Genomic DNA, 22,957 nt, shown 5'->3' with positions numbered 1-22,957 from the left:
TAAGGTTTTAATTTGTTGGGGTTGTGCGCACAGGTCTCTTATTAAAATCGACCTTTTCTTCAACCACAGGTTTATCTTTAACTTGCGATAAATCTATCTTAAAAAGTTTCGCGTAATATAAATCTAAAGCTACGTAAGCCGCCAAATATTTATCGGTTGTTAAAACGCGGTAATTTCTAGATATTGGTGTGCCAAATAACTCCGGACTCATACTATTGGTAGAGACTAAGGCGTTAAAAGTGATTTTTAATTTTGCATCTTTTATGTTTGCAAGAATACAGGTGATATAATCACTTTTATAGTTTAAATAACTTTTAGTGTTTTCTGCATCCCATAGGTTGTTTTCGTTTTTTAATGCCTCGAATATTTTTACCGTATGTGGAGAAACTATTTCGATATATTTAGCACGGCCATTAATGGCATTACGCATAAATTGAGAATAAGCTAGGCCTATATTTTCCGGTCCGTTTTTGTTGTAAAATGAAACAATATCATTTTCAAAACTAAATAAAGCTTCGTTAAAAAGTGGTGTATTTATATTTTCACAATTTAACACAGCACCTTTGTTGGCGTATTTAAAGTCGCTAAAAGGTGTTTTTTTTTCGCACCCCATAAAGGTGAATGCTATTAAAACTAAAATTAGGTTAAAAGTTAATTTCATTTTTGTTTTCATTTTTCAATCGGGTTTGTTCTATCTGTTCTGATAACCGTTTTTCTATTATAGGTTCAATTAAAGTTTTTCGAGGATTGGTTTTTACAAAGGGATAAATTTCCAAGCGCTTGGCCATAGTATCCGTTGGGTTACTGTATTTATTGGTGCCTAATAAAATAAGTTCACCGTTGTTAAATTGTTCTTGTTCTTTTTGTGCACTTTCTCTTATTTTACGTTGAATAGTACCATATTTGAGCTGTTTTAAAAAGCCTCCTTGCGTTTCAATATCCTTAAATAACTCTAGGGCTTTTTCGGCTATTTGTTGTGTTAGCGTTTCGATGTAATACGCACCATCGGCAGGATTGTTTACTTTATTAAAATAACTTTCATGTTTTAGAATAAGCAATTGATTTCTTGCAATACGGTCGCCAAATTCGTTAGTTTTATGATAAATAGCATCATAAGGTAAGTTTTCAATGGTATTAGCACCTCCCAAAATAGCGCTCATACATTCGGTAGTGGTACGCAACATATTGGTGTTGAAGTCGTAAAGTGTTTTGTTGCGTTTGGTTGGTGTTACTTTAATTTGACATTCCGGATTAATCGCATATTCCGCAGCTAAAGTATTCCAAAGTAAGCGTAAAGCTCTCAGTTTTGCAATCTCGAAAAAATAATTTGAGCCTACCGAAACATTGAATGTTACTGTGGTGTTTTCGTGTAAGTTGGTTTTAAATTGATTTAAATATTCGTTGGCGTGGGCTAAAGCATAAGCCAATTGTTGTACCATATTGGCGCCTGCATTTTGATATAAATCGGCGTTTATGGTTATGGATTTCGAAGTATCTGCTAATATTTCAAATTTCGAAAAATCATCATTTAGGTTGTTGAACCAGTTTCCAGATTTAGCCAAATTCCCAATAATGTCAAAAGAAGTGGTAATGTTATTTTTCCCCGGAAGGGTATATATGTTTTTAACAAAATCCACCGATAGAAACTGCAAGTCCAGATGAATTGGTATGGTTTCGGTATCAATGTTTTTTATTAGATTTTCAATAGAAATAGCTTCGGAAGGAATAATAAAATGAATACTTTCCGCGCCACGTTTAATGGAATCGATGGCTGTGGTATTGGATTTTTCAACATGAGCAACAAAAATAGATTGCGCTATTCTCCATGCGCTGGCTTTGGTGTTTGATGGTTCTGGAAGGATGTCAAAATCGTCGGCATGATAAAATGGTTTTACGGCAATGTCTTCGTTTGAATTCCAAATTAAGGCATGGTTATATTCAGCTCCATTTAAATCGAACTGGATTTTTTGTTTCCATTGTTTTGCTGAAACCTCATCGAAATCATCAAACAAGCCGTTATTCATTTGTTTTTACTTTTAAACTATCTTCGTATTCTATAATATAAATTTCTTCATTCTCACGTTTCATATAATAAGCTTCGCGAGCAAATTTTTCTAATCCTTCTTCGGAACTTAATTTTTTAATTGCTTTATTATCTTTTTCAATTTCACGATTGTAATATTCTTTTTCGTTTTCTAAAGCGTTAATATCACTGTTTAATTCATGATGAATAAGCCAAGAGTTGGCATCGAAAAAAATCATCCAAACCATAAAACCTGTGAAAATCAGTACAAACCAATTTTTGAAAGGTTTTAGATACTTGTTGTTTTTTTTACTTTTTTTAGCCATTTAGAGTCTGTCGTTAATAATGGTTCGTACAATATTAACAGCTACAGCGTTGCGTTTATTGTTAGGTATAATAATATCAGCATATTCTTTCATAGGCTCGATAAATTGGTCATGCATGGGTTTTAACGTGGTTTGGTAACGTGTTAAAACCTCATTAATGTCTCTGCCACGTTCTGTTATATCACGTTTTAATCTACGTATTAAACGCTCGTCGGTATCGGCATGTACAAATATTTTGATATCGAACATGTCTCGTAATTCGGGATTTGTCAATATTAAGATACCTTCAACAATCATTACTTTTCTTGGGTGAGTTAAAATAGTATCGCCCGTTCGGTTATGTTTTACAAAAGAATAAACAGGTTGATGTATGTTTTTTCCCTTTTTTAATGCTTTTAAATGTGTTGCTAATAGATCGAAATCGATGGATCTTGGATGATCGAAATTGATGTTACCACGTTCGTTGAAAGATAAGTGTGTGTTATCATTATAATATGAATCTTGAGAAATAACGCCCACTTCACCTTCTGGCAATTCATGAAGAATTTGATTTACAACCGTTGTTTTGCCGCAACCTGTGCCGCCTGCAATTCCAATAATTAGCATGTTTTTATAGTTTTGTACAAAGTTAATTAAATGTACAATTTTTTAAGCTGAATTAGATTTATTTTTTAAAGATAAGGACTTCTAGTTGGTGCGTTGTTTTTATTGATTTCAGGCTGTAAAAAAGGAGTTCTGCAATAAAAGGTTAGATGAAGCGCTTTAAATAAGCACGCTTTTTTTTTATAGTCCCTTTTCTGTCTGTTCAATAATTTTAAGAATACCCAATCCTTCGACTGCTATATAAAGGTAACCGTCAGGGCCTTCTATTACGTTACGCACTCGGCCAATATCATTGAATAATATTTCACGATTAATAACCTTGTTGTCTTTTAAAACAAGGCGCTCTAAATGCTGACGTTTTAAGGAACCTGTGAGTATATTGTTTTTCCAATTAGGATATTTATCTGAGGTTACAAAGGTCATTCCGGAGGGAGCAATGGATGGATTCCAATAATAAAGAGGTTGTTCCATACCTTCTTTTTCGGTGATTTGACTAATTTTTGTGTTTTTATATGTTAGAGCGTATGTGATTATAGGCCAGCCATAGTTTTTACCACTTTCTATAATGTTAATTTCGTCTCCACCGTTTACACCATGCTCGTTGCTCCAAAGTGCTCCTGTTTTTGGATGTAATGTCAGGCCTTGTGAATTTCTATGACCGTAGCTGTAAATAGCTGTTTTAGCATTGGGAACAATTACAAATGGATTGTCGGTAGGGATGGTGCCATCATCATTTATGCGGTAAATTTTCCCGCCATCACGAGTAATGTCTTGTGCGTTTGAGTTTTTATTTGCGGGATCTCCAATAGAAAAGTATAGATTTCCATCATTATCAAAAGTTATACGAGAACCAAAATGTTGTACTATTTTTTTATTGGTGCTGGTTTTATAGAGCACTTGTTTTTCAACTAAAGAATCGTTTTTTATTTTGGCGCGCATTAACTCGGTATGAGACCCTTTTTCTTTTTCTGTTTTAGATATGTAAATCAGATAGAGCCAACCGTTTTTTTTGTAATTTGGGTGTATGGCAACATCTAACAAGCCACCTTGTCCGGCCCAATGCACTTTTGGAATGGCTTCTATATTAATGGTTTTCTTGTTTTTAAAAAGCAATAGTTCTCCTGTTTTTTCGGTAATTAAAAGACTAGCATCGGGAAGAAACGCCATGCCTGACGGGATGTTTAACTCAGGAACTACAACTTTTGTGGTATAACTAACAGGTTTGGTGTTTTGAACTTCTGTTTTGGATTTTGATTTTTGAACGCAACTAGATAGGGTAATAATGGTAATCCATGTTATGACTAGTTGATGTTTCATTAAATAGGGTTTGTTTCAAATTTAAGCTAAAAACGGTGTTTTTATTGATGTTTTTTGTAATTAAATTATTACAACCGAAAGAAAACACTTTAAACACTTGACGTTCTGTAGGTGTTTTTATATGTTTTTTCAATTTATTTTATAATCTGTGAAAAATTTTTTGAAAATTAATTTGTAGAATGAATAAATAAAGTATATTTGCATCCCGTTACAGATAACCGAATCGGGGTGTAGCGTAGCCCGGTTATCGCGCCTCGTTTGGGACGAGGAGGTCGCAGGTTCGAATCCTGCCACCCCGACTAAAAACCTTTTGAGAAATCAAGAGGTTTTTTTAGTTTATAAAGGTTTTGTATTCAATTCTAATTCTTTCATTAAATCTCTACTGAATAATACGTGTTTGTCCGATTTTAAGTCGTTCTATATAGGTGTAAGTTTACGTTAATATTGCACTTATCTTCGTTATTGTAAAAATAAGTTCGATTTTTATTCGAATTAGTAAAATAAACCTTTCAATTTGTTAATATAAAAAAAATAGTGCTTCTAAATTTTTATTTTCAAACTAGATTTATTCTTCTAAAGAAATTTAACATATATTAGTCGAAATTTAACTTTTATTTAATTAAAAATCACTGAATATTCTATCTAGAATGGTCATGTAAGTTATGTACAACTCCGATAGCGAAATAATACAGAGGTTAAAGGTTGACGACAAGAAAGCCTTAACTATACTCTATGATAACTATTGGAAAGTGCTTTATATTTCTTCTTATAATTTATTGAAAGATAAAGAGGTTTGCGAAGAAATTATTCAAGATGTATTTATTGATCTTTGGAATAAACGTAAAGATCTTGAAATAAAAGTATCTCTGCAAAGTTATCTTTATGCTTGTGTGCGATATAAAGTTTTTGCTGAATTTAGAGCTAATAAAATGATGCGAGTTGAGCTGTTTGAAGACCTGAATGAGCGGTTACAATACACCACTCCAGAAACTAAAATGATGCACGAGGAACTTAAAAGCTATGTTAAGCTTGTTGTTGAAAGTTTACCGGAAAAGTGCAAAAGAGTCTATAAACTTAGTCGACAAGAACAGTTAAGCCACAAAGAAATAGCAGAGCAATTAGGTATTACTGTTAAAACGGTAGAGAATCATATTACAAACGCACTTCGCGTACTTCGTACTTCATTAGGACAGGTTTTATTTGTTACCCTTTTTCTGAATTTATAAATTTCCATTTCTTTTTTACAATAAAATAACATTGCGTTTTATTTAGTGTTTAAGCTTATTCGTTGGTTTAAATGGCGTGTTTTTGTATTTTTGTAATATTATTTCTAAAGAAAATAAAAAATAATTGATTTTCTTTTGGGGGGTAGTGCTCCATTTTGACACTTACTTAATATACACTTAACGTATTTATAAATTTTATGAAATACAATCAAAATAAAAATCAAGATTTTCAAAACCTAATTGAAAAATATCTAGATGGAAAAATTACGATTGAAGAAGTTAAAAAACTTGTAAACTATTACGAAAGTTTTCAAGAGACCCATGAGTGGGTTGAAGAGTTAGGTCCAGAAAGTAAGATAAAAAATAAAATGCTTATCAATATTCTGGAATCCATCCAAGAAAAGAGTCCAGTTAAAGTTATTCCGTTTTATAAGAAAGCTATTTTTAAATATGCCGTTGCTGCCTCTTTAGTTGCATTTGTTGTATTTGGTTCTATGTATAAATTACAAGATAAGGAAGAGGTTTGTGCTGTACCAACTAGTAATACCATTCAAATCGGATCTGATAAAGCGACCTTAACTTTAGAAGATGGAAGTAATATTGTTCTAGATAAAGAAACCTCTTACGAGTCTGATAAGCTAAAAAGTAATGGTAAATCTGTAGTTTATAATAAACCAGATAAACCAGATAAACCAGATGAAGAACTCGTCTATAATTATTTAACAATTCCGAGAGGAGGGCAGTTTTTTGTAGAATTGTCCGATGGTACTCAAGTTTGGTTAAATTCAGATTCTAAGCTAAAATATCCCGTAAATTTTATAAAAGGAAAACCGAGGGAAATAGAGTTGGTTTATGGGGAGGCTTATTTTGATGTATCAAAAAGCACCAATCATGGTGGAGATGCTTTTCATTTAAAAACCAATGAGCAAAGTATAAAAGTATTGGGAACCATGTTTAATGTAAAAGCATATAGGGACGAAACTGAAATTATTACCACTTTGGTAGAAGGCAGTGTTTGTGTTAGTAATAATATAAATAAAAGCATATTAGAACCAAAACAACAATCAAAACTATCTCAAGCTAAAAATGATTTTGAAATTTCTACAGTAGAGGTCGAAGACTTTATTTCCTGGCGTATTGGTGAGTTTAGCTTTACAAATAAATCTTTAGAAGATATTATGAAGGTGTTGTCAAGATGGTATGATGTTGATGTTACAATCGCTAATGAAGACATGAAAAGTATTGGGTTTACAGGTATTATCAGTAAACAACAGTCTATAGAATATATACTAGAAATTATAAAAAACACTAATAATATGAAATATAAAATCGATGATAAACATATAACTATAGAATAAAAAAACGGGATAAAACTAAACCTCTAACCGCCAGTGATATCCCATTAAACAGTGATTAATTAAATGATTTAACTAACCAACATGTAAATTTATGAAAAAAAAAATTACTAATCCGCTTCTCTTCAAGAAGAGAAGGCTTTTAACGCTCATCATGAAAACATTTATTTTTCTTTTATCGATGTCCGTCTTTAGTTTATCTCCTAAAAATGGATTCTCTCAGAACGCTAAAATTGAAATTAAAGCCAATCAAGTAATTTCGGTAGACGAAGTCTTTAAAATGATTAAGAATCAGACAGATTACCGGTTTATTTATAGAGCCGATTTGTTTGAGAATTATCCAAAAGTTTCATTGAAAAAAGGAATAATTAAAGCCAACGAACTCTTGGATATGAGTTTGTCAAAAGGAGCATTTATCTATGAGTTTTCAGAAGAAAGCACCATTATTATTAAAAGTAAAGTTTCGGAAGAAAAACCGATTGTAGAAGTTATTAAAGTCTTGAAAAAAACAATAAAAGGTAACGTCGTCGATGAAAACGGGGTGCCATTATCCGGTGTAAGTGTGTTGGTTAAAAACACAAAAAACGGAGCATACACGGATTTCGATGGAAATTTCACGATAAACTTAGCTGATAGTAATGATAACGTTATTTTAGTCTTTAGTTATTTAGGGTTCGAAAATCAGGAAATTACTGTTGGAGACCAAGCCTTCATTAACTTAAAGATGAAAGCGTCACTTTCGGGGCTAGATGAGGTTCTTGTTATTGGGTATGGTACTACCAAAATTCGTGATGCAACGGGTGTTATCTCTAGAATTGATAAACAAGATATAGAAGACGCTCCTATGGGGAATACTATTGAAAGTTTACTTGAAGGTAAAGCATCAGGGGTAAATGTACAAGTGCAATCTGCCTCACCAACGTCACCAATAAGTATTATTATCCGTGGATCATCATCGCTTAATGGTGATAATCAACCTTTATGGGTTATTGATGGTGTGCCACAAGATGGTCTTACCTTAGATGATTTAAATTTAGATACTGTTGAGAGTATAGATGTTTTAAAGGATGCTTCTTCTACAGCTATCTATGGTTCTAGAGGTGCTCAAGGGGTTGTTATAGTAACAACTAAAAGAGGGCAACGGAACAGAGAGCCTGTATTCACGTTTTCTTCAAGTATTTCAGCGACAGTTACAGATTTTAATTCATTTGAATATTTTGACGGACCACAATACGAAGCTTATATGACAGCTGCTGTTAAAGAGCAAATTATGGCCAATGGTTGGGGTGGTGATACTGGTAATTATATGGATGAACAAGCGTTTTTGGATTTAAATACTAGTGAGTTTGATAAAGATGACTTGCAATTGCTTCCAACCGCATTTTTTGGAGGTAATACCGATTGGCAGGATGTTGTTACGCAAACTCCTTTAAATAAAAAGCATGACGCATCAGTTAGAGGTGGCTCAGATAAAACTACGTATTATGTATCCATAGGTCTGCAAGATATTCAAGGTATTGTTAAGACTGGATTTAATAAAAGAATAAGTGGGAGTACCAGCCTTGATACCCAGCTAAGTGATAACTTAAAATTTGGATTAAATATTAGAGGAGCTACTACCAAAAGAAGTAATAAGGATCGTTTATTAACGGTTTTAAATAGAATACGTCCAGATATTAATGCATATAACGATGATGGATCTGTATATCTTCCAGGGTATTATGTTGAAAATCCTTTAACTGCTTTGGCAAATATCGATGATTCAAATAGCATTACTCTTAATTCTACGGCATACTTAGAATACGAACTATTAGATGGTCTTAAATTTAGAACATCTTTTGCAAATAGTTATAGTGATTCTGAGTCTTTATCTTTTGATAGAAGAGGAACATATCAAGAAGAACTAGGAGAAAGATCTTGGAGTAATTATAAAAGTTCTCGTGATGTATTTGACAACACTTTAAGTTATGTAAAGCAAATAGGAAAAAAACATAATGTTACTGCTTTATTGGGACACACTTTAGAAAAATATGTTACTCGTGGCCATACTATGCTAGCAGAAGATTTTCCTGATGACGACATTCTTAATAATTTTGGATCGCAAGCATCTATAACTCGTATAGGAGAAACAGAACGGAAAACGGCCTTAATTGGTATGTTTGGACGTTTACATTATAAATATGATAATCGTTATATCATTTCGGGTACAATTCGTAGAGATGGTTCATCTCGTTTTGGTTCAGGAAAACAATGGGGGATTTTTCCTTCTGGAGCCTTTGCATGGACAGTTACTAATGAAAAGTTTCTAAAATCTCAAGAAATTAAGAAATATCTTTCGCATCTAAAACTAAGAACATCTTTTGGTGTAACAGGTTCTACAGGGCGTTTAGGGTATAATGACTGGGCAACAGGAGTTTCTGCTGAAACATATAATAATGCTCCAGCAATTTATCCAAGTTCTCTTGGAAATCCATTTTTACAATGGGAAGAAACTAAAATGTTTGATTTAGGATTAGATTTTGGATTCTTTAACGATCGTATTACTGGTACCATTGGAACTTATAGTAAGAAAAGTGATAAATTAATTTATTCAAATGAGATACCGTGGAGTTCTTCTGAAAGAAGTATAAATGCAAATGTAGCAACAATGGATGCTAGGGGTTATGAAATTGATATAAGAGCTAACATTATTAAAAATAAAAATCACCGTTTAACATTTGATTTTAATTGGGCTAAGAGTCGATCAAGAATAACAGAATTTAATGCCAATATAGATCATTTAGTTATGACACCGAGTGATACAAAAATGATTCTTTATACAGGAGATGAGGTAGGTGAATGGTTTGGGTACCAAACAGCAGGGCGCTTTTATGTGTCTCCAGAAGATGCTTATGCATTTAGAAATAGTACAAATTCTCTTGGAGTTCAAGAATTTTACTATAGCGCTAGTGAAGGTATGGGAGATCTTATCTATCTTGATAATAGTGGTATAGGTGAAGATGGATTACCAGATGGTATTCCAGATGGAAAAATCACAGAGGCCGACCGTAAGCATTTAGGTTCTTCTGTTCCTGATGGCTTTGGTGGATTTGGTTTTTCTTATTCCTATAAAAACTTTAGAATTAACACAAACTTTACTTATGCTTATGGACATCTAAGGCTTTGGGATTATCCTAGACAACAAGCCAAATATGGTATTACGGATGCTTATAATAATAGTGTAAGTATTGCAGGTCAAAGTACTATAGTGTTAAGTCCATATGAAGCAAAATTCCCTAGACTAACACCAAATGCTATTGGTGGTAATGGACTTTTCTCTGACTTTTATTTACACGATGCATCTTTTATTCGGTTAAACTCATTGAATATGTCTTATGATATTCCTAAAAAAGTATTTGAAAATTCAAAAATTATTGGAGTTAATATATCTTTTAAAGCTTCAAACTTGTTTACAATAACTAAATATCCTGGATTTAAACCAGATGGAGGTAGGATTTCTGATAGTTCTACAAGTGTATATTCTGCGCAAGATCAAAGTACGTATCCTGCGGCATCAGTTTATAGTTTAGGAATTAAGGTTAATCTAAAATAAAAATATTTAATTATGAAAAAACTATTATACATATCATTAATAGCTCTAATATTTGGAGTAAGTTCATGTGATGATGAACTAAATATAACCCCTAGTTTTGAGTTAAATGAAGTAACAGGAATTACAAACGGAGTTAAAGCTAGAGCGGCTGTTGATGGTGTTTATCCATTTATAGTGCAAGGTTCTAATTTTTCTGGAGGACTATATTCCGCTTTAGCATCTAAAGCTGGATTTGTTAGACACAGCTCTGGAGACTACGAGATGACCACTACGCAAACAAATAATTCACCTAGTCAACAATATTATTGGTTGGGGTATTACGAAGCTATAAACGCTGCCAATTTTGCAATAAATGGTATTTCGAAATTAGGTCAGTCAACAATAAGTGATGAAGAAAAAACGGCGTTATTAGCAGAAGCTAGATTTTTAAAAGCATTTGCTCAAACTTTTGTTTTTTGGAAATTTGGACATTGGTGGGAAAGTGATGATGATAGTCCTTATGGTGTATTATACCGCGATGAATTGGCTACTGTAACAAATCTTCAAAAAGGAAGGCTTAGTGTAGGAGAGTCGTATACCAGGATATTTGAAGATATTGATTTTGCTATTGAGAATTTGCCTAGTTTCTCTGTTAAAGGGAATAGATATGTTTCTAAAGAATTTGCTAAAGTTTTTAAAGCTAAAATATTACTTTTTAGATCGGGGTTTAATGATGGAAGAAATACACCAGAGCTATCAGAAGCACTTTCATTGGTAAATGAAATTTTAAACTCTAGCATTCCAGGATTTGAAATGCAAGCCGATTTAGCTCAAGTATATGTAGACTCTTGGGATTCACCAGAAAACCTATTTTCTGGTTATTTAGAACAAGATGGGAATTTAGATATATGGATGGCTGATTCAAGGTATACTACATCATTGGTTACTAGTGGAACTTTCTTGTCGTCATGGACACTTCCTCAGTATATCACTGCAGGGCTAAGAAATGGTACTGATACTTGGTTTAAAGAAGATCCGCGTTGGGAAATTGCTACAGGGGAAATGGCATATCCTTATAATGGTACAAGTTCATATAAATATTGGTCATGGAAAAAAGTATGTAGGTTAGGTAAATATTGGGGACAGGTTGCCTCTCCTCAAGATAATAAGTACAATACTTACTTTTTTAGGTATTCAGAGTTATATATTTTAAAAGCTGAGTTACTAGCAAGAACGGGGGCTTCTTATTCGGAAGCAATAGCACCTATTAACGAAATGCGTTCTAAAAGAACAAATCCGGTATTTGAGTCTCTAGATCCTCAAAGTGAGCAGGAAGCTTGGGATATGATTTTTAAAGAATACTTTTTAGAAACATTCTTAGAAAATGGTAGTTCATTTTTTGCTTCTCTTCGGTTTAAAACAGCAGAAGGGCAACTTTGGATGGAATCACTTAAAAATATGACTATAGAGTTTAATAAAATATGTTATCCTATTCCTTCCGAAGAAATGCTTGTAAATAAAGTGATAGAACAAAATCCAGATTTAGAATAATTATAATAAAATACTATATGAAATTTACACAAAAATATATAAGTATCACAGCAGCTGTGATTGGTTTAACTATGCTCAGCTCTTGTGCTGATCAGTATTTAGCAGAACTTCCATATCCAGAGGATATTACGTTTAACGAAGTATCATTAGATAGATTTTCTTATGAAATTCCGGATGCTCCTTATGAAATTGGTGACAATTCTTCAGGTATCATCACTGTTAATGTAGCTAAATCAGGTGATGGAAGTTATAGTGGATTTGCGTTGTCTAATAGAAATTTCCGGTCTTATCCTTGGGAATTAACACGCGATTTTGGACCCGTTGGTGGAGCTACACCTGCTCAAACACAAGAGGCTATCAATTCAACCGCTTTTAGTGTTTTTACAAACGATATAAATAGAACTGAAAATTATCTTGTAGGAAATACAAATAATGATAATGCCTATTTTACATTATCTAAACCTGGAATTGTAGAACATGTACTAGTAGCAAATACTACGTATACTGCTCTTTTAGCAAAGTATGGCTCTATTTATTCTGATGACCTAGATTCAGAGACGCAAATGTATAAACTTGATGGGGATGTAAAAGCAAACCCCAATATCCCTAGCACTGACCGTGAAACCGTTTATACACTTCCTGGAATTGATGGAACTTTAAATACTGTAAGATTAGCGGGGCATCAAATACTTAGTAAAAGACTTGCTGGTGAAGCTGCAGGAGAAGCTACAGGGAACAGAGCTGCAGGAGAGGCTGCAGGAGATGCTGCCGGAATAGTTGCAGGAGATGCTGCACGTGCCACATATATTATCGACTTTCCAGCTAGTACTACCGAAGAGCAACAAGCGGCTTATGATACTGCATATGATGCCGCATATGATGCTGCATTTGCTCTTGCTTTTGGTGATGCATATGATGCCGCTTATGATCTTGCTTATGATGCAGTAACTATAGGTGATATAACATTAACTATAGAAGGTTTTTTAAATGGAAGCTCTACAGGAACTATGGATGTCTACTTATCGCTATTAGAAGGTGTGGACACTGAAAACCCTGATTATGTGTTTACTTTAGACGATTGGAAAAGAGTAGATTTAACTTCTTTAGGACAGGTAGATAAAGTATTGTTTAAAATGTCATCGTCATATGTTGATAATCAAGGAACAATGGTCTATCCACCAACGTTTTGTTTAGATGGAATTCGTCTTCAGTAAAAAAAAGATAACATAAATATATAAACGGGAATTAATTTTCCCGTTTTATAAAACTCTTATTGAAATTTAACTTAACGTTATCTCGAGCAGAAATTTCAGTATAAACAGACTTTTATTGCTAAAAAAATAAAAAATGAAACAAAGTATAGCTCTATTGCTTTTAACGTTATGCCTAACGTCTTGCAAAGAAAAAAAACAAACTAAAGATTATATATTATTGTCTGGAACCATTTTAAATTCGCCATCTAAAGAATTTAGACTTGGAGGTAAGGGAGGTTCAAACATTATTACAATAGCAGAAGACGGAACATTTTCTGATACTATAACCTCTGGAACTGGTCGTTATATCTTTTTTGATCCTAGAAGCAGGGCTGATCTTTATTTAACCAATGGCGGAGAATATAATTTAACCGCAGATGGAAAAAACTTCAAAAACACAGTCAAATTAGCGGGAACAGACCCTGATGCTTCTAATTATTTAATGACAAAAATAAATAACATCATTAAAGTAAGAGGAGATTATGCTGAATTTAATTCATTAAACGAATCTGACTTTAGAGCTAAAGAAAAAATGATTAAAGAAAGTCTTCTTGCTTATTTAGATAGTTTTGCAAATATTCCTAAAGAATTTGTTGAAGCTGAACGTGAAGAGTTATATAACTATCATCTTTTAACGTTAATTAAGTATGAGAACTCACATAAAAGATATACTGAAAATCCAGATTTCAAGGTGTCTGAGAGTTTTTTGGAAGAATTAAAAAAGGTAGATTATCTAAACGAAGAAGCTTATAGAGGTAGAGCTTCTTATACTAAATTAGTAAATGAGCACTTTAATAGAAAAGCTAATCAATTAGCGAAAAATGAAGAGATAGATGCACACTTGGCTAAACTAAAAGTGTTTGGAGCAATTCCTAACGATTTTATAAAGAATGATTTACTAATGAGTGCCGCTAAAGGAGGTATAACGTATACAAACAACCTTGAGGAATATTATAACACTTATATTTCTGTTTCTACTTCAACAACAAACAATAAAAATATTACTGAAAAGTATGAAGCTTTAAAAAAATTGAGTAAAGGGGCAATGTCTCCAACATTTACAGATTACGTTAATCATGCTGGCGGAACATCTTCTTTAAGTGATTTTGCAGGGAAATACGTCTATATCGATGTTTGGGCAACCTGGTGCGGGCCTTGTTTAGCTGAGGTTCCTGCACTTCAAAAAGTTGAGAAACAATACCATGGGAAAAACATAGAATTTGTAAGTCTTTCTATAGATACAGAAAATAAACGTGATGCTTGGAGAAAAATGGTGACAGATAAAAGCTTAGGAGGTGTGCAATTAATAGCGGACAAAGATTGGAAAAGCGATTTTGTTACAGCTTACCAAATTAGTGGTATACCACGTTTTATCTTAATAGACCCTGATGGCAAAATTGTTAGTTCAAATGCGCCACGACCTTCTAAAACTGAATTAATAACCTTGTTTAATGAAGTAGGTATTTAGAACAAAAAAAATGAAAAACATGAAAAACATAATTTGTGTATTAAGCTTTGTATTAACAATAATATCCTGCAAAGAGGAAGCTCCTAAAGATTATATTTTGTTATCTGGAACCATTTTAGACGCTCCATCTAAAGAATTTAGATTATCTCATAAAGATGCTAAAGGTAGATTTACTGTTAAAACAGCAGAGGATGGGGCTTTTATTTGCGACACCATATTTTCAGGAACAGGCACCTACAGGTTTAGTGGTAAAGGCATGAACAGAATTGATATTTACTTAGCCAATGGCGGGGAGTATAACCTTACCACAGACGGTAAAGATATGAGAAGCACCTCGGTATTGACTGGGCCAGATTCTAATGCTTCTAAATATTTGTTGACAGAAGATAGTCGAAGAGACCGCCTAAGAGGTGATTTTGAGGAGTTTAATAGTCTAAACGAATCTGATTTTAGTGCTAAAGCCAGCATGATTAAAGAAAATCTTATAAAATATTTAGATAGCTTTCCGGATTTGCCTAGCGAGTTTGCTCAATTTGAGCGTGAGCAATTGAATAATTACTATCTATTATCTTTAGTGCGGTATCAAGGAAGACACGGGAGAAACCTAAAACAGCCTGATTTTAGAGTTTCAAAGGAATTTCTTAAACCACTAGAAGGAGTAGATTTTACTAACGAAGAAGCTTATAAGCATAGAGGTTGGTATGATGAATTAGTTAAAGAATATTTTGTGCTGAAAGCAGTTGATTTGGCAGATAAAGAGGGAATTGATAAATATTTAGCTAAGCTTAAAGTGTTTGGAGAAATTCCAAATGATTATATAAAAAATGATTTATTAGAGGCGGCATCAAAATACGATATAGCTTATACCGATGATATGGATGCGTATTATAGAACTTTCATGGCTGTTTCTACTTCAACAGAGAATAATAAAGTTTTCACTAAAAAGTATGATGACTTAAAGAAATTATCTAAAGGAGCACCTTCTCCTGTTTTTACAGATTATGTAAACAACGCAGGAGGAACAAGTTCATTAAGTGATTTTAAAGGCAAGCATGTATATATCGATGTTTGGGCAACTTGGTGTGGACCTTGTTTAGCTGAGGTTCCTGCGCTTAAAAAAATTGAAAAGCAATATCACGGTAAAAATATTGAGTTTGTAAGTATTTCTATAGACACACAAGATAAACGAGAAGCTTGGAGTAAAATGATTGCAGATAAAGCATTAGGAGGTGTTCAATTACTAGCAGATAAAGATTGGAGTACCGATTTTATTAAAGCTTATAAAATTAACAGTATCCCACGTTTCATTTTGTTAGATCCAAAAGGAAACATTGTATCATGGAATGCACCACGACCTTCAAAAGAAGAATTAATAACCTTATTTAATGAATTAGGTATTTAATTATACCATTAAAAACAACAACTAATCGTATGAAAAAATTACTATTTATAACAGGAATCGCAATATTCGCGCTTTCTTGTAAGGCAAAAGCACCTGTAGATTACGCTCTGTTTTCAGGTAAGTTACTAAACAATAATGATGACAAAATAATTGTATTAAGTTTTAATGATCGCACATTTAAAGATACAATACTAGTTGCTAGCGATGGATCTTTTAAAGATACCATTCGAGGTAAAGAAGGAATGTATCAATTAATTTATAATAAAATGCGAACCAATATTCATTTAGAAAATGGGTATAATTTAACTATGAATGCAGATTCAAAAGCATTAGACAGTACTGTTGCCGTAAGCGGAAATGGTGCAGGAGAAAATAACTTCTTAAGAGCTAGAGCTAAAAAAGCAAAAGAGTTAGAGGGTACTGAGAACGTCTATACTTTGGAGCAAGATGTATTTAAAGATAAAATGAATACTATAATTACTTCTCTTAACGAACTATTAAGAGACACAAAGGGTATTCCTGAAAGTTTTAGAGTAGCACAGCAAAAAGATATAAAATACACCTACCTTAATAAAATAGCTAACTTTGAATATTCTCACGCACGTTATACAAAGAAAAAAGATTTTAAAGTGTCTTCAGATTTCTTAAGTGATTTGGACGATATTGATTATAATAACGAAGAAGATTATAAAAATTCTAGAGCCTATAAATCTCTAGTAGGTATGCATTACAGGAATAAGGCCGCTGAAATTAAAGAATCTGAAAATATTTCTAACGATATAGCCAATTTAAAAGCTTTTTCCTCTATTGAAAACCAAAGTATTAAAAATGATTTGTTAAGTACAACGATAGCTAGTATTACTAGAACAGAGCATCTTGACGAGTATTACAATCTTTTTATGTCTGGTTCTACGAACGAAGAAGAAAAAGCGAGCTTAACTGAATCTTATGAAAAATTAAAGAAAGTTCAAACAGGAAAACCGTCTCCTAAATTTGAAAACTATATAAATTATGCTGGAGGAACAACGTCTTTAGATGATTTAAAAGGAAAATACGTTTACATCGATGTTTGGGCAACTTGGTGTGGTCCTTGCATAGGGGAGATACCTTCACTTAAAAAAGTTGAAAAACAATATCATGGTAAAAACATAGAATTTATAAGTATTTCTGTAGATAGAGAAAAAAGCTATGAAAAATGGAAAACGATGATTAAAGAAAAGGAGCTTGGAGGTATTCAATTGTTTGCAGACAATGAATTTCAATCTCAGTTTATTAAAGATTATGTTATTAACGGTATTCCTAAATTTATTTTATTAGATCCTTCAGGAAATATTGTAAATGCGAATGCTCCAAGACCATCGAACCCAGAATTAATCTCATTGTTTGAAGGACTTAAAATTTAATATTCACATCAATTAAAACATGTTTTTGTAGTTAAATCCCTCTTAACTATTTTGTTAGTATAAAATTTTTGAATTAGTCTTAATCAAAGTTAAGAAAAGAGAATTATAAAATAGCCTCTTTTTAATTTGTTTAAGAAGGGACTCTTCTATGTTAATTTGAAATAAAAAAGATCTCATAATTTGAAAAAACACATGAAATATTTTTTTCTATATTAATAATGCTAACCATAAAAAAACATTAGAAAAATCTTATTAATACAAAAAAAATGAAAATTAATTATATCATATTTTTATCATTATCATTATCACTTTGCTGTTGTAATCCTAGTAAAACAACTACTAAAGAAAAAGGCACACGAGTTGTTATATCGGGAGATGAAGTTGAAAACGGTTCAGCGTTTATAGATGCCGCAAATAAAGAAGTAGAAAAAATAGTGTTAGCTAATAAGCACACAACTTATAAAAAACTTCAAAAAGACAAAGTTAAAAACTTTGAAGCCAATTCGGGGGTTGAGATAACACATACTAAGCTAGATAAAAAAACGGGTAATCAAATGTATTACTATCTACAGGACAGAACAGTATTTATAGGAACGTCTTATTTATGTGATAAGTGTCCAAATGTACATTTAAGCTCGGCATCAGGTTTTGTAATTCATGAAGATGGTATAATTGTAACCAATTATCATGTTATTAATCCTGAGTCGGGGGATGATAATGGAGGTATTTTTGCAGTAACTCAAGATGGAACCGTTTATGTTGTTACAGAAATTTTGTCTGCAAGTAAATCTAATGATTTAGCGATTATTAAAATTGAAACAAATGGCGAGAAATTAAAAGCACTACCGTTGGCCGAAACGGAACTTATTGGCGAAGATGTATATGTAATGGGCCATCCTTTTAAAAACACCTTTTTTATGACTAAAGGTATCATTTCTAGAAAATATATAAGTTCCAAGAATGCAGAACCTAAAATTTCAATAACAGCAGAGTTCGGTATAGGTTCTAGTGGCGGGCCTGTTGTTAATGATTCGGGTGAAGTCGTTGGTGTAGTGAGTGCTACCCATCCATACTATACAGGAGGTGGTAAAAAAGGAGATTTACAGCTTGTTACAAAAATAGTTATACCCGTAAGTCAACTTAATAAATACATAAAAGATTAAAAGAGAAAACTTGTAAGAATTAGAGGTGTTGTTAATTTTTATGATGTTTTGGACTAAAATATAAAAAGAGGTATTTGGCAAATAGTAAAATTGTAATTCCTATTTAGTTTCTTGAATAAAAAAAGTAGCTTTCTGTTATTGTTTAGTTTTAAATTATTTGAGTTAGTCATTAAATATATTAAAACAATTTAGAGAGTTCAAAAAAAGGGTTGTTTAGTAAATAACAACCCTTTAAAAAATAAAAACATGAAAAATCTTATATTACTACTAACGTTATTCGTTTTTACAATGAGTAACGGGCAGGTTTTAGAACCAGTAAACTGGTCTACATCAGTAAAGAAAATAACGGATAAAGAATACGAATTGTTAGCAACAGCAACGATTGAGGAAAACTGGCATTTGTATTCGCAGAATGTACCAGAAGGCGGGCCGGTTTCAACTACATTTTTATTTGAAAGTAGCGACTATTATTTAAAAAAAGGGAATACCAAGGAGGACGTTGGGCACGTCATTAATGACCCTGTTTTTAATATGAAAATTAAGTTCTTTGAAACGAAAACTTCATTTAAGCAACGTATTTTAATTAAAGAAAATATACCATTTAAGGTAGTTGGAACAGTAGAGTTTATGGTTTGCGACGATAGTAGATGTTTGCCTCCGACCGAAGTAGATTTAATATTCAATATCAAATAAAACGAGATCATATAATGAAGCAATTTATTTTAGTATTAAGTGTTTTAATATTTTCATTAACGGGGTATTCGCAAGTCCTAGATCCCGTAAAATGGACAACTTCAGTAGAGAAAATTTCAGAAACCGAATACCATTTAATTTCTACCGCTATCGTTGATCGAGGGTGGCATTTGTATTCGCAGAATGTACCAGAAAATGGTCCAATACCAACAACTTTCGTTTATGACGATAGTGAGGGGGGATTTAAAATTATAGGAAATACCGAAGAGGAAGAAGGACATATTGTGGATGATCCCGTTTTCGGAATGGAAATTAAGTTTTTTGAAAACAAAGCCACGTTTAAGCAAAAAGTTGAAGTAGAAGCAGGGAAATCTTCCATTTCTGGATTTGTCGAATTTATGGTCTGCGACGATACGCGGTGTTTACCTCCAACAGAAGTTGATTTAACGTTTCAATTACATAAAAATTCAGGAAATAGACTGGAAGCCGTTGAAGATGAGGTTAATGATAGTAGTATTCATGTGGAAAAAAATCAGGAAGAAAACAAAGGGCTTTTTGCCATATTTTTTATAGCTTTTTTGTCTGGTTTTGCAGCTTTACTAACACCTTGTGTGTTTCCTATGATTCCAATGACGGTGAGTTTCTTTACCAAACAAAGTAAAAACAAAGCCGCAGGAATTAAAAATGCCATAATTTATGGTATTTGTATTATCGTTATTTATTTACTTTTAGGTATCGCCGTAACCGGAATTTTTGGTGCCGATGCCCTCAATGCATTAGCTACGAATGTATGGTTTAATATTATTTTCTTTATTCTTTTAGTTGTTTTTGCTGTTTCTTTTTTAGGTGCTTTTGAAATTATGTTACCAAATTCATGGGCCAATAAAGTCGATTCGCAAGCAGATAGAGGCGGACTTGTAGGTATCTTTTTTATGGCATTAGCCTTAGCTATCGTGTCTTTTTCTTGTACAGGCCCTATTGTAGGAACCTTATTAGTTGAAGCCGCATCCAAAGGTGGTTTGGCTCCAATAATTGGTATGTTTGGTTTTTCTTTAGCAATAGCGCTACCATTTGCATTATTTGCAGCTTTCCCTGGGTGGTTAAATTCATTGCCTAAATCGGGAGGTTGGTTAAATACAGTAAAAGTAGTTTTAGGGTTTTTAGAACTGGCTTTAGCATTTAAATTCTTAAGTCAAGCAGATTTAGTTTTACAACTTCATATTATAGAACGCGAAGTATTCATCGCGATTTGGATTGCCATTTTCGGAACATTAGCATTCTATTTATTCGGAAAAATTCAGTTGCCACACGATTCACCATTATCGCACATTTCAGTAGGAAGATTAAGTTTAGGATTGATTGTTTTAACATTCACTATTTATATGATTCCTGGACTTTGGGGTGCACCTTTAAACATTATTAGTGCATTTCCGCCACCTCAAGATTATAGCGAGTCGCCTTATGGTGTTGGCTTTTCTAAATTAGGATCAGGCGGAAGTAATGCGTCTCATGGCGATTTACCTGAAGGTGCACACTTATTAGCGCCACACGATATTTTGGCTTTTGACGATTATGATACAGGTATGGCCTATGCTAAAAAAGTTGGTAAACCTGTGATGTTAGATTTTACAGGTTGGGCTTGCGTTAATTGTAGAAAAATGGAACAAAATGTTTGGCCCGATCCGAAGGTCTTAAATATTTTAAAAAATGATGTAGTATTAATTTCTTTATATGTTGATGATAAAAGAAAACTTGAAGCCGATGAGGTTGTCGAATCTCAACTTAAACCAGGGAAGAAGTTAAAATATATCGGACAAAAATGGAGCGAACTTCAAACCATAAAATATAAAACCAATTCACAACCATTTTATGTTTTAATGGATCATAATGAAGAAAATTTAATAACTCCAGTAGCTTATACCCCAGATGTTGAAACCTATTATACTTGGTTAAAAACAGGAACCGAAAATTTTTAATTAAGTATACTTTTTTTAGAGATTCTTAATTGTTTTAGTGAGAAGAATTGCTTTGGTACTTTATTGTGCTAGAGTGATTCTTCAATTAAAGTTTGAAAAACATGAATACTATAATTGATAACTTCAGAAATAAAAAGCGTACATCCAAACTTGAAACATACTTTAAGGAATTTAGGAAGCGAACGGTTGGCATTAATCAAGAGTTTGAATCGCCTTATGGAAAGAAGAAAATTATTTATGCAGATTGGACCGCAAGCGGAAGATTATACAGGCCAATAGAAGAAAAACTACTAAATGAAATTGGTCCGTATGTCGCCAACACCCATACCGAAACCTCTATAACAGGTTCTACCATGACCTTGGCGTATCGTGAGGCTAGAGCGATTATTAAAAAACATGTAAACGCTTCAGAAGATGATGTGCTTATTACTGTGGGCACAGGAATGACGGGAGCTATCAATAAGTTTCAGCGTATTTTAGGTATAAAGGTGAATGAAAACCTAAAAGACCACATGGAAGTTCCGGAAGATAAAAGACCCATTATTTTTGTGTCTCATATGGAACATCATTCAAATCAAACCTCTTGGTTGGAAACCATCGCTAGAGTAAAAGTGATTCCTTCAAACAATCACGGTTTACCATGTGTGATAAAATTGAAAGAACTCATTAAGGAGCATCAAGATTGTCCTATAAAAATAGCTGCTATTACAGGTTGTTCCAATGTTACGGGCATTAGAACTAATTATTACGAAGTGGCAAAAATCATGCATCAAAACAATGGTTTATGTTTTGTGGATTTTGCCTGTTCAGCACCCTATGTTAATATCGATATGCATCCTGAAAATGCCGATGAATATTTAGATGCCATCACGTTTTCTCCGCATAAATTTTTAGGAGGTCCGGGATCGTCAGGTGTTTTGGTTTTTAATAAAAAATTATATAAAAATTTGGTTCCAGATAATCCAGGCGGTGGCACGGTGTCTTACACAAATCCATGGGGAGATCATGATTATATTGATGATATCGAAACTCGTGAAGATGGCGGTACACCAGGATTTTTACAGGTGATAAAAATTGCGTTGTCCATTAAGCTTAAAGAAGAAATGGGCGTACAGAATATTCTAGACCGAGAACATGAATTAAATATCATTGTGTTTGAAAGACTTTCAAAAATTGAAAACTTACATCTTTTAGCCCCAGATCATACCGATCGCTTAGGAATCTTTTCTTTTTTCATTAAAGATGCACATTATAACTTAATCGTAAAGCTGCTAAATGATAGGTTTGGAGTGCAAACCCGTGGTGGTTGTTCATGCGCAGGTACTTATGGTCACTATTTATTAAATGTAGATCAACAAACGTCTAAATCAATAGAATTAAAAATTTTGGAAGGTTGCTTAATGGAACGTCCGGGGTGGGTGCGCATGTCCATTCATCCTACCATGACAAATAAAGAAGTGGAGTTTATATGCGATGCGATAGAGGCTGTAGTGCTTAATCATAAGAAATGGAGTATGGACTATCATTATAATGTTACAAAAAACAGCTATGAGCATTTAGGAAGCATGCCGCAAGAAATTGAAATTGCAAAATCTTGGTTTGATATCTCCAGATAGTAAATAGATTT

Annotated in this window: 17 protein-coding genes and 1 tRNA gene; 13 read left to right on the top strand and 5 right to left on the bottom strand. The window is 33.0% G+C overall.

Annotated elements, in window-relative coordinates:
- Nucleotides 1-7: 7 nt before the first annotated feature.
- The 5 genes from QWY92_RS10620 to QWY92_RS10600 form a co-directional block, all read right to left on the bottom strand.
- Entirely contained in the window at nucleotides 8-661 is a 654-nt protein-coding gene (locus tag QWY92_RS10620; RefSeq protein WP_290271062.1) for a hypothetical protein, read from the bottom strand.
- Nucleotides 645-2,024, bottom strand: a complete 1,380-nt coding sequence (locus QWY92_RS10615; protein WP_290271060.1) for a methylmalonyl-CoA mutase subunit beta — start codon at nucleotides 2,022-2,024, stop codon at nucleotides 645-647. Before QWY92_RS10615 ends, QWY92_RS10620 begins: the two co-directional genes overlap by 17 nt.
- A complete protein-coding gene (locus QWY92_RS10610; RefSeq protein WP_290271058.1) occupies nucleotides 2,017-2,349 on the bottom strand; it encodes an FtsB family cell division protein in 333 nt (110 codons plus the stop codon). Before QWY92_RS10610 ends, QWY92_RS10615 begins: the two co-directional genes overlap by 8 nt.
- Complete coding sequence (gene udk / locus QWY92_RS10605) at nucleotides 2,350-2,955, bottom strand: uridine kinase (RefSeq protein ID WP_290271057.1); 606 nt, start codon at nucleotides 2,953-2,955, stop codon at nucleotides 2,350-2,352.
- A 177-nt stretch (nucleotides 2,956-3,132) separates the two neighbouring features.
- Nucleotides 3,133-4,269: a PQQ-dependent sugar dehydrogenase gene (locus QWY92_RS10600; RefSeq protein WP_290271055.1), complete on the bottom strand. Its 1,137-nt coding sequence runs from the start codon at nucleotides 4,267-4,269 to the stop codon at nucleotides 3,133-3,135.
- 224 nt (nucleotides 4,270-4,493) lie between these two features.
- Between QWY92_RS10600 and QWY92_RS10595 the strand changes: the two genes are divergently transcribed.
- From QWY92_RS10595 to QWY92_RS10535, 13 genes are all read left to right on the top strand, one after another.
- Nucleotides 4,494-4,568 (top strand) — tRNA-Pro (locus QWY92_RS10595).
- Between the two features lie 363 nt (nucleotides 4,569-4,931).
- The gene (locus QWY92_RS10590) at nucleotides 4,932-5,495 is read left to right on the top strand and encodes an RNA polymerase sigma-70 factor (RefSeq protein WP_290271052.1); all 564 of its coding nucleotides are present in this window, start codon (nucleotides 4,932-4,934) and stop codon (nucleotides 5,493-5,495) included.
- Nucleotides 5,496-5,692: 197 nt separating this feature from the next.
- Nucleotides 5,693-6,853, top strand: coding sequence for a FecR family protein (locus QWY92_RS10585; RefSeq protein ID WP_290271050.1), 1,161 nt, complete (start codon nucleotides 5,693-5,695; stop codon nucleotides 6,851-6,853).
- 151 nt (nucleotides 6,854-7,004) lie between these two features.
- Nucleotides 7,005-10,442, top strand: coding sequence for a SusC/RagA family TonB-linked outer membrane protein (locus tag QWY92_RS10580; protein ID WP_290271047.1), 3,438 nt, complete (start codon nucleotides 7,005-7,007; stop codon nucleotides 10,440-10,442).
- Between the two features lie 12 nt (nucleotides 10,443-10,454).
- Nucleotides 10,455-11,972, top strand: a complete 1,518-nt coding sequence (locus tag QWY92_RS10575) for a RagB/SusD family nutrient uptake outer membrane protein (protein WP_290271045.1) — start codon at nucleotides 10,455-10,457, stop codon at nucleotides 11,970-11,972.
- Nucleotides 11,973-11,989: 17 nt separating this feature from the next.
- Nucleotides 11,990-13,186, top strand: a complete 1,197-nt coding sequence (locus tag QWY92_RS10570; protein ID WP_290271043.1) for a DUF4465 domain-containing protein — start codon at nucleotides 11,990-11,992, stop codon at nucleotides 13,184-13,186.
- 133 nt (nucleotides 13,187-13,319) lie between these two features.
- Entirely contained in the window at nucleotides 13,320-14,693 is a 1,374-nt protein-coding gene (locus QWY92_RS10565; protein WP_290271040.1) for a TlpA family protein disulfide reductase, read from the top strand.
- A 19-nt stretch (nucleotides 14,694-14,712) separates the two neighbouring features.
- Nucleotides 14,713-16,095: a TlpA family protein disulfide reductase gene (locus QWY92_RS10560; RefSeq protein ID WP_290271038.1), complete on the top strand. Its 1,383-nt coding sequence runs from the start codon at nucleotides 14,713-14,715 to the stop codon at nucleotides 16,093-16,095.
- A gap of 29 nt (nucleotides 16,096-16,124) precedes the next feature.
- Nucleotides 16,125-17,498 carry a TlpA family protein disulfide reductase gene (locus tag QWY92_RS10555; RefSeq protein WP_290271036.1) on the top strand — a complete coding sequence of 458 codons (1,374 nt, stop codon included), beginning with the start codon at nucleotides 16,125-16,127 and terminating at the stop codon, nucleotides 17,496-17,498.
- A gap of 266 nt (nucleotides 17,499-17,764) precedes the next feature.
- Nucleotides 17,765-18,661 carry a S1 family peptidase gene (locus tag QWY92_RS10550; RefSeq protein ID WP_290271034.1) on the top strand — a complete coding sequence of 299 codons (897 nt, stop codon included), beginning with the start codon at nucleotides 17,765-17,767 and terminating at the stop codon, nucleotides 18,659-18,661.
- 246 nt (nucleotides 18,662-18,907) lie between these two features.
- A complete protein-coding gene (locus tag QWY92_RS10545) occupies nucleotides 18,908-19,354 on the top strand; it encodes a protein-disulfide reductase DsbD domain-containing protein (protein WP_290271033.1) in 447 nt (148 codons plus the stop codon).
- 14 nt (nucleotides 19,355-19,368) lie between these two features.
- On the top strand, nucleotides 19,369-21,330 hold the full coding sequence (locus tag QWY92_RS10540; protein ID WP_290271031.1) for a protein-disulfide reductase DsbD family protein: 1,962 nt from the start codon (nucleotides 19,369-19,371) through the stop codon (nucleotides 21,328-21,330).
- Nucleotides 21,331-21,431: 101 nt separating this feature from the next.
- Complete coding sequence (locus QWY92_RS10535) at nucleotides 21,432-22,946, top strand: aminotransferase class V-fold PLP-dependent enzyme (RefSeq protein ID WP_290271028.1); 1,515 nt, start codon at nucleotides 21,432-21,434, stop codon at nucleotides 22,944-22,946.
- Nucleotides 22,947-22,957: the final 11 nt, after the last annotated feature.

This window comes from Algibacter miyuki (assembly GCF_030409805.1).
Lineage (GTDB): Bacteria > Bacteroidota > Bacteroidia > Flavobacteriales > Flavobacteriaceae > Algibacter > Algibacter miyuki.
This window is presented reverse-complemented; position numbering and strand designations above follow the sequence as displayed.